We start from the raw sequence: 14,511 nt of genomic DNA on the forward strand, positions 1-14,511 counted from the left end.
GGGCCTGCGTCGTCAGTCCTGCGCGGGCGAGTCCTGCGCGGTTCCCGGGGCCTCGTCGGCTCCCGGCTCCTCGCAGGTGACGCGGTCGCGCGGGGTGTAGTGCGTACGGAAGGTCTCCCGGCCGACCTCCGCCCCGCCGTCGCGGAAGACCCGGTCCACGGTGATGTCGAAGCCCTCCAGCGGGGTCTGCGGCTCGCACTTCGGGCCCGAGCCGGTCCGCTCGGAGGGCTCCGTGAGGTTGGTGCGGGGACCCTCCACCGCCTCCACGGCGTCGAACTTCTTCGTGCCGAGGAAACTGACCGTCACGGAGGAGTCGGTGGAGCTCGCCTTGATGTAGATCCAGGCGTCGGAGTTGTTGCGGAACTTCAGGTCCAGCGTGCCCCAGGCCACCGTCGCCTCCCGGCCCGGCGGGTACCGCTCGATGTAGAAGGAGTGCGCCCCGTACTCGACCGGCTTGACCCCCGCGAAGAAGATCGCGTTGAAGACCGTGGTCGCGACGGCGGAGACCCCGCCGCCCGGCGCCGCGTGGTACTGCCCGTCCAGGATCATCGTGCCGTCCACGAAGCCGTTGGCCTTGGTGCGCTCCCCGACGGTCTTGTTGAAGCTCCAGACCTCGCCCGGCTTCACCAGCGAGCCGTTGATCAGCTCCACCGCCCGGCCGATGTTGATCGTCCGGTACGGCGCGGTGGGGAAGTTCACCGTGAACGTCGACATCTGCTCCTTGATCCCCATCTCCGCCACCGACTTCCGGGTCAGCACCGGCTGGATCAGCTTGGTGGCCACGGGACCGGTCCGCGCGGCGTCGCCCCGCTTCGGCAGCAGCGGCATGACCGCCGCGCCCAGGGACTCGGCCGTCACCTCGTGCCCCGGCCGCCCGTCCGCGAGGACCACCACCCGGCCGTTCTCCACCCCGAGGCGCGCCTCGACCGGGCCGGTGGCGACCCTGTCGAGGGGACGCGCCACGGCCGGGTCACGGATCAGCCCCTGCTCGTCGAGCGTGGGGACGAGCCGGCCCTCGTCGTCCGCCTTCACCGTCAGATGCGCACCGAGCGTCGTCGGAGTGATCCGCAGGCTCTCGCCGTCGACGGTGAGGGTCACGGGACCCGACATCGCGGGCGTGCCGAACGTGTTGAGGAACCGGGCCGTCTCCGCCTCGCCGGTCCTGGGCGGGGACACGGCGGTCGGCAGCGGCACCGGGCTCTCGCCCTCGGGCTCGGGATAGTTCGCCCGCAGGGTGTCCACGGCGCCGTCGACGTCCAGCTTCTGTCCGATGCGGGGCTGCACGGTCACCGCCTGCCCGTCCTCGAAGGAGACGGCCCCCTCGACGGTCGTCCGGTCGTAGGTGCGGGCCGCCTCGGTCATCGCCGCGCGGGCCTCGGACTCGTCGAAGGCGACGACCGGTTCGACGTTCCGCTCGTCGGTGGAGAACAGCCGGCCGATCACGGTCGCCGGATCACGCGAGGGATCCGCCGCCTTGTCGACGGTCTTCTCCACGTCGACGCTCAGCCCGGCCGTGGCGGGATCGACGGTGCCGGTGCTCGCCCCGATCCGAACCGGTATCGGGGACGTCCAGGACGAGGGCGCAGCCGCCGTCAGTGCCGCCCGCGCCTCCTGGCGGCTCATGCCGCCGATGTCCACACCGTTCACCCGGGTGCCCTCGGAGATGTCGTTCCCCGTGGCGAGGAGTCCCGCCGCGTACAGCCCGCCCGCGGCGACGAGGGCCACTCCGGCCGCCGTCACCGCGATGCGTATGCGCCGACCGCGAGAGGACGACGGCGTCGCGTCGTCCTCGTGCCTGGAGTCGCTGGAGTCGCTCACACGGCCTCCCGGTGGGTCGGGGTACCCGAGATCCAACCGCGACGTTACGCCGAGCGGGTGGTCCACGCACGTCGGACGGCTCTGACCTGCTGTTATGTGACGGACTCCGGCCCTTCGACGCCCGGCCCTTCGACGCCCGGCCCGCCGAGGGACGGCCGGGACGTCGCCCGCACGTCGAGCGAGATCCAGACGTCGGGAGGTACGTCCGGCCGGCCCGGTACCGGCCTGCGCTCCTCGTCCCAGGCCTCGCCGGCGATGTCGGCGGCCACCCGGCGCCAGAACCGCACGGCTCCGGTGTTCTCCTCCTGGAAGGCGATCTCCCAGCGCCCCGGGTGTGCGGCCATGACGTCCCGCACCGCGCGCAGCCCGATCCCCGCCCGTCGTGCGGCGCGCACCACGAAGAAGCTGTTGAGCACGCGCGTGTGGGCGGTCAGGCCGCGGACGAACGCGAGACCCACCGGGTGCTCGCCGCTCGTCACGAGGTAGGCGGCCCAGTCGGCGTCCGTGAAGGCCGAGTCGAGCCGCTCCCTTCGGAAGCTTCCGTCCGGGTGCGGCAGCACGCCGCTGTACTCGGACATGTCATGGCGGAACATCAGCCAGAGACGTTCCACGGTCGGGTGGTCGGCAGGGCCCGCGCGGCGTACGGACACGTCGGGCAGGGGCCGCTTCGGGGCTCGGGGGAGGGGACTTCTCGGGTTCTGTGGCATGAAAAAAGCCTCCCGGGCGGGGCGACGGCCCAGCCGGAGAGGCGCATTGATCCATGGGAAGGATACCAACCGCCCCGGAGACGGAAGGGGCCGGGGTGGTGCGTGAGGGACGGACTCTCCCTCACGCACCAGGCACGGTTCAGCCCTCCACCGGGTCCACCAGTTGGTTCGACCGCGCCACGCGCGCGTACCAGTGCGCGCTCGACTTGGGGGTGCGGGCGAGCGAGTCGTAGTCGACGTGGACCGCGCCGAACCGCTTCGCGTAGCCGTACGCCCACTCGAAGTTGTCCATCAGGGACCAGAGGAAGTAGCCGCGGACGTCCGCCCCGTCCTCGATCGCCCGGTGCACGGCGGCCAGATGACCGTGCACATAGGCGATCCGGTCGGGGTCGTGGACCGAGCCGTCCGCGCCGACCTCGTCCTCGTACGCGGCGCCGTTCTCCGTGATCAGCAGCGGCAGGTCGGGGCAGCGTGCGGAGATCCGGCTCAGCAGCTCGTACAGCCCGTCCGGGTCGACCGCCCAGCCCATGGCCGTGCGCTCGCCCGGCGCCCGGTGGAAGGCGACGTCGTCCGCACCGGGCCAGGGGGAGTGGTCGCTCGCCCCGTGCCCGTCGTCCTGCGGCTTCGCCATCCCCTCGGTGACCGACGACACCACCGTCGGCGTGTAGTAGTTGATGCCGAGCGAGTCCAGCCTCCCGCCGATCGTGGCCGTGTCGCCGTCGCGTACGAACGCCCAGTCGGTCAGCGAGGCGGTGTCTGCGAGGAGGTCGGCCGGATACGCGCCGTCGAGGAGCGGCCCCAGGAAGACTCCGTTGCCGACCGCGTCGATCCGGCGGGCCGCCTCCCGGTCCGCGGCCGACGTGGTGAGCGGACGGACCTCGTGCAGGTTCAGGCTGATGGAGATCCTCGCCCGCCCGGGGTGCGCGGCGCGCAGCGCCTGCGCGGCGAGCCCGTGGCCCAGGTTCAGGTGGTGCGCGGCGCGCAGGGCCGCGACGGGGTCGGTGCGACCGGGGGCGTGGACCCCGGAGCCGTAGCCGAGGAAGGCGCTGCACCAGGGCTCGTTGAGGGTGGTCCAGCGGGAGATCCGGTCGCCGAGCGCCTCGCCGACCAGCGCCGCGTAGGCCGCGAACCGCTCGGCCGTGGCCCGCTCGGGCCAGCCGCCCGCCGTCTCCAGCTCCTGCGGCAGGTCCCAGTGGTAGAGCGTGGCGACCGGCTCGATGCCGGCCGCGAGCAGCTCGTCGACGAGACGGCGGTAGAAGTCCAGACCCTTCTGGACGGCCGGTCCGCGGCCGGTGGGCTGGACGCGCGGCCACGACACCGAGAAGCGGTAGGCGCTCAGGCCGAGGTCCGCCATCATCCGGACGTCGTCCCGGAAGCGGTGGTAGTGGTCGACCGCCACATCGCCGGTGTGGCCCTCGAACACCCTCCCCGGGGTGTGCGAGAAGGTGTCCCAGATCGAGGGCGTACGGCCGTCCTCGGCCGCCCCTCCCTCGATCTGGTACGCGGCGGTGGCGGCGCCCCACAGGAAGCCGGGCGGGAAATGGCGGACCGTCGTGTGCGGTCGGGGATCTGTCGCGGTCATGCGGAAGTGCTCCCGGGTGAGAGGGGTGTACGGGGGAGGGAAGGGGAGGGAAGCGAAGACAGGGGCCGGCCACCGGTCCGCGGGCCGGGTCGTGCCCCGCGGACCGGCCCGTGCCCTCGGGTCAGCTCTTGACCGCGCCCGTGGTGATGCCGCCGACGATGTGCTTGCCCAGCACGGCGAAGACCAGCAGCAGCGGCAGGGTGGATATCAGCGCGCCGGTCAGCACGATCGACTGGTCGACGGTGTGGTTGCCGGCTCCCAGACCGGCCAGGGCCACCTGGAGCGTGGGACTGCCGTCCGGGGTGAGCGCGATGAACGGCCAGAAGAAGTCGTTCCAGGCCTGCACGAAGACCAGCATGCCGAGCACCGCCATCGCGGGCCGCGCGACCGGGAACACCACGTGCCAGATGATCCGCAGGCTGTGCGCGCCGTCCACCCGGGCCGCCTCCACGAGTTCCACGGGCAGTGCCTCGATCAGGTACTGGCGCATGAAGAAGACGCCGAACGCGGCGACCAGGGACGGCAGGACGACGGACTGGAGCTGGTCGACCCAGCCCAGGTCGGTGATGATCCGGTACAGCGGGATCACGCTGAGCTGGGGCGGGATCGTCATGGTCGCCACGACGAGCGCCAGCATCGCGCTCCGCCCCCTGAAGGGCAGCTTGGCGAAGGCGAAGCCCGCCAGGGTGGCGAAGAGCACCGTGGACACCGCCACGAGCCCCGCCACCACGGTCGTGTTGACCAGTGCCTCGCCCATGTCCACCTGGTTCCAGGCGAAGGTGAGGTTGTCGAAGAGCCGGGGTCCGGGCAGCAGCGGCGCCGGGGGCGAGACGACACGCTCGCCCGAGTGGGAGGCGGCGACCAGGTTCCAGTACAGCGGGAAGAGCGAGATCAGGGCCGCCAGTCCGAGCAGGACGTAGGTCAGCGGGCCGGCCCGGTGCTGGTCACCGGCCGGCGGGCGCGGACGGAGACGGAGAGGAACACGCAGACGTGACATGCGGTCAGGCCCCCAGCTTCTTGCGGTTCGCCCGGGCGAGGAGCGTGCGGACAGCCCCGATCACCAGCAGGAGCAGCAGCATCACCCAGGCGATGGCGGACGCCTGGCCGAGCGCTCCGGTCACCCAGCCCTTCTCGTACATCAGCAGGCTCAGCGTCTGGAACTGGTTGCCGCTGCCGCCGCTGATGCCGAGGCTGCCGCCGAAGATCATCGGTTCGCCGAACAGCTGGGTGGCGCCGATCGTGGAGACCACGATCGTGAAGAGGATCGTCGGACGGATCGACGGAATCGTCACGCTGAGGAACTGGCGCCACCGGGAGGCCCCGTCCAGCGCCGCCGCCTCGTACAGGTCCTTCGGCACCGCCTGCATCGCGGCCAGGTAGATCAGCGCGTTGTAGCCGGTCCAGCGCCAGGTCACGATCGTCGAGATCGCGATCTGCGCGGGCCACTTGGAGGACTCCCAGTCCACCGGCTCGAACCCGACCCAGCCCAGGACGGTGTTGATCAGGCCGTAGTCGGTGTTGAAGAGCTGGGCGAAGACGAGGGTGGCCGCCGCGATCGAGGTGGCGTACGGGGCGAGGACCGCGACCCGGAAGAACCCCCGGGCGCGCAGCCGGTAGTTGAGCAGATGGGCCACACCGAGCGCCATCAGCAGCTGGGGGACGGTCGACACCACACCGATCGTGAAGGTGTTGGCGAGCGCGTTCCAGAAGAACTCGCTCTCCGCGAGGGAGGTGTAGTTGTCCAGACCCCGCCACTCCGCCTCACCGCCGAGCTCCACCCGGTGCAGCGAGAGCCAGCCGGTGTAGATCAGCGGGAAGAGCCCGAAGGCGGCGAAGGTGAGGAAGAACGGTGCGACGAACGCGTACGGGCTGAACCGCAGGTCCCAGCGGTAGAGCCGGCTGCGCAGGCCTGCGCGGGGCGGTGGGGGAGTGGGCGGGGTGGGAGAGGGCGGAGCGGGCGGCGGGGAGCCGTCGGCCGCCGCCCGGAGGGAGGTGGCCACGGGGGCGTCCCTTCGGAATCGGTACGGATGCGCGGCGCGCGGTCGGTGCGGGCCCGGCGCGTGCCGTGGTGCGGGCCGACGCGCGGAGCCGTACGAGCTCGGCGCGTGGGCGGCGCGGGCCGACGCGCGGGGCCGTACGGGCCCGGCGCGTGGGCGGCGCGGGGGTGTGGCGGAAGGCGGGGCGGAAGGCGGGGCGGAAGGCGGGGCGGAAGGCGGGGCGGTGGCCGCCCGGCGGGGGAGCGCCGGGCGGCCTGCGGCCTCGCGTCCCGGCTACTGATCGATCTTGTCCTCGATCAGCTTCCTGACGTTCTCCCACGCCTTCGCGGGATCCGTGCCGCGCTGCTCGATGTCGAGGATGCCGTTGTCGGTGAGGAAGGTCTTCACCTGGCCGTCCCAGCGGCTGATCGGGGCCGGGGTGATTCCCGCCGCGGCCTCCGAGTAGATCCGGCCGACGGGCGTGTCCCCGAAGTACGGCAGCTTCGCGTCCTGCACGGCCGCCGACGAGAGCGTGTCCTTGGTCGAGGGGATGTTGCCGTTCACGCCGAAGACCTTGGCGTGCTGCGCGGGCGCCGTGAGCCAGGCGGCCAGCTCCGCGGCCTCCTTGGCGTGCTTGCCCGACTTGGGGACGGCCAGGAACGAGCCGCCCCAGTTGCCGGCCACCGGCGGCGCGGCGATGTCCCACTTGCCCTGGTTGCCCGCGCCCGCCTGGTCCTTGATGATGCCGGTCATCCAGCTCGGGCAGGCGACCGTGGCGAACGCGGAGTTCTTGAAGGCCGCGTTCCAGGTGCCCTTCTCGTCGAACTGGCGGAGCTTGGCGGTGAGACCGCCCTGCGCCGCCGCGACGGCGGTCTCCCAGGCCTTCTTCACGCCCGGGCTGTTCTCGTAGTCCAACTCGCCCTTGGTGTCGGCGTACTGCACGGCCTCGCTGGAGACGACGGCGTTGAACAGACCGCTCGCGGAGTCGTGGAACGACGTTCCGGGCGGAGCGGCCTTCTTGTAGGTCTCGCCCGTCTTCAGGAACTTGGCCCAGTCCCCCTGCCACAGCGCGCCGACGGCGGCCCGGTCGGTGGGCAGCTTGGCCTTGGCGAAGAGTTCCTTGTTGTAGCAGATCGCCATCGGGCCGATGTCGGTGCCGAGTCCGATGACCTTGCCGTCGGCGGTGGTGGCCTGCTTGACCTTCCAGTCGAGGTAGGCGCCCAGGTCCGCGCCGCCGGTCGTGCCGAGGTCGACCCACTTGTCCGCCATGGCGGGGCCGGTGGCCTCCGCGACGTAACCGACCTCCAGGGCCTGGATGTCGGCGAGTCCGCTGTTGCGGGAGAGCCGCAGCTTGAGGGTGTCCCAGTACTTCTGTCCGTCGGCGACGTTCGACTCGACGATCTTGATGTTCGGGTGTGTCTTCTCGTACTCGGCGTAGAGCTTGGCGCCCGTCTTGTCGTCGTAGCCGAACGACCCGAACGTCCCGATGCGCAGGGTGATCCGTCCGTCGCCGCCGGCCTCGTCGGAGCCGCCGTCGCTGCCGCAGCCGGTGATCAGGGCGGCGCCGACGGCGACCCCGGCGACCGCGGCCCGCGCGGTGCGGCGCCGTGCCTGTCTGCTGCGGCTCGTGCTGGAAGTGCGCATTCGACTCTCCTCGTCCGGGGTGGTGCGATGCGTGGCTCTGTCCGGCCCGCGCGGCTCGTGCGTGGGAGCGCTCCCACTGCGTCTCGCCGGAAGGTTCCTGCCTGGCGCGTACGGGTGTCAAGAGGCGGGTCGAAATCCGTTACGCCGTTCTTGGGAGCGCTCCCATGCTTGATACAGTCACGGGACGCAGGGGACATGAGGGGAGACGGCAGATGGTGGTGAACGGGCGCCAGACCGGCAGGCCCACCCTGGAGGAGGTCGCGGCCAGGGCAGGTGTCGGCCGGGGCACGGTCTCGCGGGTGATCAACGGCTCCCCGCGGGTGAGCGAACACGCCAAGGCCGCCGTCGCCCGCGCGGTCGCCGAACTCGGCTACGTGCCCAACCGCGCCGCCCGGGCGCTGGCGGGCAGCCGTACGGACGCGGTGGCGCTCGTGATCCCCGAGACCGAGGCCCGGCTCTTCGCCGAGCCGTACTTCCTCGACATCATCCGCGGAGTCAGCGCCGAACTCGCCGACGCGGACAAGCAGTTGCTGCTCACACTGATCCGGAACGACAAGGAGCGGCAGCGCTTCGAGCAGTACCTCGCCGCCCAGCGGGTGGACGGTGTCCTGCTCGTCTCGGTCCACGGCGACGATCCCCTGCCGGACCAGGTGCGGGCGCTCGGCCTGCCCGCCGTGCTCAACGGGCGCCGTACAGAGGCGGAGGAGGTGGCCTATGTGGACTCCGACAACGTCGGTGCGGGGCGGTCGGCCGTCACCCATCTCGCCGGGAGCGGCCGCCGCCGCATCGCGACCATCACCGGCCCCCTGGACATGTACGTCGCCCGCTGCCGCCTCGACGGATACCGCCGGGGCCTCGCGGAGGCCGGGATCGCCGCGGACGAACGGCTCGTCGCCACGGGCGACTTCACCGAGGAGGGCGGACGGAGGGCGATGCGGGAGCTGCTCGACCGCGAACCGGGCCTCGACGCCGTCTTCGCCGCCTCGGACGTGATGGCGGCGGGAGCCCGCGGTGTGCTGAGGGAGTCGGGGCGCAGGGTCCCGCAGGACGTGGCCCTCGTCGGGGTCGACGACTCGGCCGTGGCCCGGCACATGGACCCACCGCTGACCAGCGTGCGGCAGCCGATCGAGGAGATGGGGCGCACGATGGCCCGGCTGCTCCTCCAGGAGATCGCCGAGGCGTCGGAGGAACAGCCGCACCGGGTGCTGCCGACGGAGCTGGTCGTCCGCGAGTCGTCCTGACGCCTCTCCGTCCTGAGCCTCTCCCAAGATGCACCGGGCCCCCGATGCCCGGAGAATTGCAGCAACAAGGCCCGTTTCCGCCACCGGGCGCAACCTGGCAAGGGGGCGGTCGACGATGCCGCTGCGACAGGAGTACCGGTCATTCATGGCCGGGACACTGCGGCAGTGGGTCGTCGTCTATGTGTGTGTCGTCGGCGTACTCACGGGCTTCTACCTCACGGTGCCGTCGCGGCACACGCTCCTCTGGGCGCTGATCGGCCTCGGCGGCGTCGCCGCGATCCTCACCGGTGTCCACATCCACAAGCCCGCCAAACGGTGGCCGTGGCTCGTACTCGCGGGCGCCAACTTCACGTTCGTCGCCGGCGACACCGCGTACAACCTTCTGGAAGCCCTGTTCGACCAGACCAATCCATTCCCGTCGGTCGCGGACGCCCTGTACCTGGCCACGTACCCGCTGTTCGCCCTCGGCCTCTTCGGCTTCATCCGCTACCGGGCGGCCGGACGCGACCTCGCCGTCGCGCTCGACGCCCTCATCCTCACCTCGGGGCTGGCCCTGCTGTCCTGGGTGTACCTGATCACCCCGCTCAGCAAGTCGCCCGACATGACGTGGATCGAGAAGGCCATCTCGATCGCCTATCCGCTCGGCGACGTCCTGATGCTGGCGATGCTCGCCCGCCTTCTGGTGCCCGGCGGGCTGAGATCACGGGCGGTGCAGCTGCTCACCGTGGGGACCTGCGGAATCCTGGCGTCCGACGTCATCTACGGAACGCTCCAGCTGAAGGGGACCTGGGCGGTCGGGACCGGCTGGGACCTCGGCTGGGTCGTCTTCTTCACCGCCTGGGGCCTCGCGGCCCTGCACCCCTCCATGACCGGGCTGACCGAGCGGGTGCCCCAACCGCCGCCGGTCATCGCCGAACGGCGTCTGGCTCTGCTCGCCGCGGCCTCGCTCGTCGCCCCCGTCCTGCTGCTCTACCAGTCGGTGCGTGACCACCGGGAACAGGACATCGCCGTCATCGCCGTCTTCTCCGCGATCATGTTCCTGCTGGTGCTCACCCGCCTGTGGTACATGATGGCCGAGCACCGCAGCGCCGAGGCCCGCGAGCGCAGTCTGCGGGTCGCCGCCGCCTCCCTGGTGGCCGCGCTGAGCCCCCGCGAGGTCGCCAGCGCCGTCGAGGTGGCCGCCGCGACCCTCGTCGGGCCCGGCACGCCGCACAAGACGATGCTCCTCGCCCGCGACCGCCGGCGCTTCCTCTACGCCGTCCCGACCGGGCACCTGCCCTGGAACTTCCGCGGTACGGAACTCTCCGGCCCCCAGAGCCCGCCCTGGCCCGACCTGCTCGCCCAGGGCAGCCGGCTCGTCGGCACCGACGAACTCGATCCCACCGTCGCGCACGCCCTCGGGCCGCTGTCACACGCCCTGCTCTGCCCGCTGGCCCTGCAGGCGCCCGCCGCCGGAGAGACGATGCTCGGCGCGCTGCTGCTCGCGGCCCCGGAGAAGAAGCTCCGCGACATCTCCGGCCCCGCGCAGTCCCTCGCCTCCCAGGCCGCTCTGGCCCTGGAGCGCTTCGGGCTCAGCGAGGAGGTCAACCGCCGCACCAGCGAGGCGTACTTCCGTACCCTCGTCCACAACACGTCGGACGTCATCCTGATCGTCGACGACGACGACACCGTGCGGTACGCCAGCCCGTCGGCCGAGACGATGTTCGGACACGCGCTGATGCCCGGGACGCCGCTGACCGACCTCCTGGCTCCCGGTGACGCCGCCAGCGCGCTGCGGATCCTCGCGGGCGTCCGTTCGCGCGACGACGTGGACGCCCGGGACGACTGGAAGCTGCGCCGTGGCGAGTCCACGGACCTGCACGTCGAGGTCCGGTGCAGCAACCTCCGCAGCGAACAGACCGTCCACGGTCTCGTCCTCACCCTGCGGGACGTGACGGAGCAGCGGAAGCTGGAGCGCGAGCTCACCCACCGCGCCTTCCACGACTCGCTCACCGGACTGCCCAACCGGGTCCTCCTGCTCGAACGGATCGAGCGGGCCCTGCTGCGCGGCCGTCGCGACTCCACCCTGACCTGCATGCTCTTCGTCGACCTCGACGACTTCAAGGTCGTCAACGACACCATGGGGCACTCGGTCGGCGACGAACTGCTCGTCGCCGTCGCCCGTCGGCTGACCTCCGTCCTGCGGCTCAGCGACACCGCCGCGCGGCTGGGCGGGGACGAGTTCGCCGTCCTGATCGAGGGCGCCAAGGAACCCGGTGACGCCGAAGCCCTCGCCGCCCAGATCGTGCACACCCTGAGCCAGCCCTTCCACCTCACCGACGGAGCCGTTTCCGTGTCGACGAGCGTCGGCATCGCCACCGTCCTGGACAGCGCCCACGCCGAGGAGCTCCTCGGCCACGCCGACCTCGCGCTGTACGCCGCCAAGGCCGCGGGCAAGAAGCGCTGGCGGCGGTTCAAGCCCGAGCTGCACGCCCGTCTCGTCGCCCGCCACGAACTGCAGGAGGGCATGGACACGGCCATCGCCGACCACGCCTTCGCCCTGCGCTACCAGCCGATCGTCGACGTCGCCGGCGGGGGCGTCGCCGGCTTCGAGGCACTGATCCGCTGGCCGCACGCGCGGCGCGGGATGGTCCCGCCCGACCAGTTCATCACCCTGGCCGAGGAGAGCGGGCACATCATGCCGCTCGGCGCCTGGGTGCTCGAACACGCCGCGCTCGACGTCGCCCGCTGGCAGCGGGCCCGACCGGAACGCCGGCCGCCGCTGTACGTCAACGTCAACGTCTCGCCCCGGCAGTTCCGCGACCCGGGCCTCCTCGACGACGTCCGCCGTACTCTCAACTCCTCCGGGCTCGCACCCGGCACCCTGGTCCTGGAGCTCACCGAGACCGTGCTGATGCGCAGGGACGAGCAGATCCGCACCACCATGCGGCAGCTGCGTGAACTCGGGGTCTCCATCGCGATCGACGACTTCGGCACCGGGTTCTCCTCGCTCAGCTATCTGCGGGAGTTCCCCATCGACGTGCTCAAGGTCGACAAGTCGTTCATCGACGACATCACCACCGACCGGCAGCAGCTGGCCCTGGTCGAGGGGATCGTCCGGATCGCCGACGTTCTCGGCCTGGAAGTGGTGGCGGAGGGCATCGAGCACGAGGGGCAGCGCGAACTCCTCGCCGACATGGGCTGCCAGTACGGCCAGGGCTACCTCTTCGCCCGGCCCATGACCGCCCACCAGGCCGAGTCCTTCCTGCGCCGCTCCTCGCCCGGCCCCACGTCCGCACCCGCCGGCAGTGCCGGCGCCGGGCGGCCCCCTGCGTCCGTCCGGCCGATGACCGCGCAGCAGGCCGAGGCCGAGGCAGCGCGGGAACGGGCCGCCGCGGCGCCGGCGGCGGGGAACCGGCCGACCGGAAGTGCACGGCGCGGTCCGGCGCAGCGCGATCGCCGGTGGCGCGACCTGGAGCGGCTGAAGCGGACCAGCCCGATGTGCGACGCCGTCATCGACGAGATCGACGGCCGCAAGCTGCGCGTCGAGAACGAGTGGCTCGTCGACTTCGCCTCCTGCAACTACCTCGGCTTCGACCTCGAACCGGAGATCATGGCGTCGATCGGCCCGCAGGTCAGCAGCTGGGGCACGCACCCCAGCTGGTCCCGCCTGATCGGCAGCCCCCGGCTGTACCCCCGGATCGAGGAGCGGCTGACCGAGCTGCTCGGCGCGCCGGACACCCTGCTGCTGCCGACGATCACCCTCATCCACCAGTCGGTGATCCCGTTGCTCGCCGGCGACGGACACGTCTTCGTCGAGGCGACGGCGCACCGCACGGTGTACGACGGATGTGTGGTGGCCCGCGGCCAGGGCGCGACCGTGCAGCGCTTCCAGGCGGACAGCCCGTGGGAACTGGACGTGCAACTGCGTTCCGTCCCCGGCGGGGAGAGCCGCCTGGTCTGCATGGACGGCGTCAACAGCATGACCGGCAACTTCCCGGACCTCCGCGAGATCGCCCGGATCTGCCGTGAGAACGGCGCCCTGCTCTACGTGGACGACGCCCACGGGTTCGGAGTGATCGGCGAACGGGGCAGCGGCGAGTCCTCGCCCTGGGGCTCGCGGGGGAACAGCATCATCCGCCACCTCGGTGAGTCCTACGAAGGTGTCGTCCTGGTCGGCGGCTTCTCCAAGGCCTACTCGTCGCTGCTCGCCTTCCTCGCCGTACCCAAGTGGCTGAAGGACCACCTCAAGGTCGCGGCCGCGCCCTATCTCTACTCCGGGCCCTCCCCGACGGCCTCGCTCGCCACCGCACTCGCCGGACTCGACGTCAACGCCGAGCGCGGGGACGCCATCCGGGCCGATCTGTACCGCAAGACCGCGCGGGTCCTCGACCACGTACGCGCCCTGGACATCGCCACCCCCAACACCGACGGACTGCCGATCATCGAGATACCGCTCGCCGACGCACAGGACCTCGAAGCGGTCGCGTCGTTCCTGTGGGGGCGCGGCATCTACGTCACACTGGCCAGCTACCCCCTCGTCCCGCGCAACCGGGTGGGCTTCCGCATCCAGGTCACGGCCGCCAACACCGACGAGGAGATCGGCCAGCTCAACGCGGCGCTGACCGACCTCTCGCTGCGCTTCGCCCTGCAGCGGGTGCACGGAGGTCCGCACCCCGGCGTCGCCGCCGGCCGGCCCGCGGACTCCCGATGAGCTCGTCGGCGCGGGCGCGGGCGCTCCGGCACAACCGCGACGCGGACTGGGACGCGTGGCCCGTCTCCGACTACCTGGCGGAGAACTACCGGCAACTGCACCCGTGCGACATCGGCGTCATCCACCACCACGCCGCCTTCTACCGGCAGTTCGCGCCGGGCAGCATCGCCCGCTCCCTGGAGTTCGGCGCCGGGCCCAACCTGTATCCCCTGATGCTGGCCGCCGCCGCCAGCCGGCGCATCGACGCCCTCGAACCCAGCCGGGCCGGCATCGGATATCTCCGCGAACAGCTGGTCAACGGGCCCGACGCGAGCTGGCAGGCCTTCTACACGCTCTGCCGCGAACTCGACCCCGGCCTGCCCGAGACGCCCGCCGAGGCCCTGGCCCGGGTACGGATCGTTCCCGGCGACGCCGACGACGTCTCCCCGGGGACGTACGACCTCGCCTCGATGAACTTCGTCGCCGAGAGCGTCACCGAGGACTTCGCCGAGGTCGCCGCGCTGTGCGCCGACTTCGTCCGCTCGGTACGGCCCGGAGGGCATCTCGTGGCCGCCTTCATGGAACGCATGCCCAGCTACCGCATCGGCGACGGCCCGGAGTGGCCGGCCTGCCCGGTGGACGCGGGCGCGATCCGCTCCGTCTTCGCGCCGCTGACCGACGAGCTGCGCATCAGCCGGCTGGCGAAGGACCGCACCCTGCCCGAGTACGGAGACACGGGCCTTCTCCTCCTCACGGCCCGCCGGACGGACCGGCCACCGCGGCCCTGACCGACCCGGGAAACCGCCCGCCACCTGCGGCTTCGCGACGGGTCCCCACGTTAGGATGGTTCGATGGGAGGAAACCACCGACG

Annotated in this window: 9 protein-coding genes; 3 read left to right on the forward strand and 6 right to left on the reverse strand. The window is 71.6% G+C overall.

All coding sequences use genetic code 11. The features are described from left to right. Positions 1 to 12: 12 nt before the first annotated feature. The 6 genes from ACFVGW_RS29070 to ACFVGW_RS29095 form a co-directional block, all read right to left on the reverse strand. On the reverse strand, positions 13 to 1,818 hold the full coding sequence (locus tag ACFVGW_RS29070) for a VanW family protein (RefSeq protein ID WP_385854020.1): 1,806 nt from the start codon (positions 1,816 to 1,818) through the stop codon (positions 13 to 15). 92 nt (positions 1,819 to 1,910) lie between these two features. Next, on the reverse strand, positions 1,911 to 2,477 hold the full coding sequence (locus tag ACFVGW_RS29075) for a GNAT family N-acetyltransferase (RefSeq protein WP_385854088.1): 567 nt from the start codon (positions 2,475 to 2,477) through the stop codon (positions 1,911 to 1,913). Between the two features lie 187 nt (positions 2,478 to 2,664). Continuing rightward, positions 2,665 to 4,107, reverse strand: coding sequence for a GH1 family beta-glucosidase (locus ACFVGW_RS29080; RefSeq protein ID WP_385854021.1), 1,443 nt, complete (start codon positions 4,105 to 4,107; stop codon positions 2,665 to 2,667). Positions 4,108 to 4,228: 121 nt separating this feature from the next. Then, a complete protein-coding gene (locus ACFVGW_RS29085) occupies positions 4,229 to 5,104 on the reverse strand; it encodes a carbohydrate ABC transporter permease (protein WP_385854022.1) in 876 nt (291 codons plus the stop codon). A gap of 4 nt (positions 5,105 to 5,108) precedes the next feature. Then, a complete protein-coding gene (locus ACFVGW_RS29090; protein ID WP_385854023.1) occupies positions 5,109 to 6,107 on the reverse strand; it encodes a carbohydrate ABC transporter permease in 999 nt (332 codons plus the stop codon). A 270-nt stretch (positions 6,108 to 6,377) separates the two neighbouring features. Further along, positions 6,378 to 7,727, reverse strand: coding sequence for an ABC transporter substrate-binding protein (locus ACFVGW_RS29095; RefSeq protein ID WP_385854024.1), 1,350 nt, complete (start codon positions 7,725 to 7,727; stop codon positions 6,378 to 6,380). Positions 7,728 to 7,939: 212 nt separating this feature from the next. On the opposite strand from ACFVGW_RS29095, the gene ACFVGW_RS29100 reads away from it, so the two are divergent. From ACFVGW_RS29100 to ACFVGW_RS29110, 3 genes are all read left to right on the forward strand, one after another. After that, on the forward strand, positions 7,940 to 8,968 hold the full coding sequence (locus ACFVGW_RS29100; protein ID WP_385854025.1) for a LacI family DNA-binding transcriptional regulator: 1,029 nt from the start codon (positions 7,940 to 7,942) through the stop codon (positions 8,966 to 8,968). Between the two features lie 145 nt (positions 8,969 to 9,113). Continuing rightward, on the forward strand, positions 9,114 to 13,661 hold the full coding sequence (locus tag ACFVGW_RS29105; RefSeq protein ID WP_385854026.1) for an aminotransferase class I/II-fold pyridoxal phosphate-dependent enzyme: 4,548 nt from the start codon (positions 9,114 to 9,116) through the stop codon (positions 13,659 to 13,661). Continuing rightward, complete coding sequence (locus ACFVGW_RS29110; RefSeq protein ID WP_385854027.1) at positions 13,658 to 14,428, forward strand: class I SAM-dependent methyltransferase; 771 nt, start codon at positions 13,658 to 13,660, stop codon at positions 14,426 to 14,428. The genes ACFVGW_RS29105 and ACFVGW_RS29110 overlap by 4 nt, the downstream gene beginning before the upstream one ends. Positions 14,429 to 14,511: the final 83 nt, after the last annotated feature.

It is taken from the genome of Streptomyces sp. NPDC127129 (assembly GCF_042671585.1).
Lineage (GTDB): Bacteria > Actinomycetota > Actinomycetes > Streptomycetales > Streptomycetaceae > Streptomyces.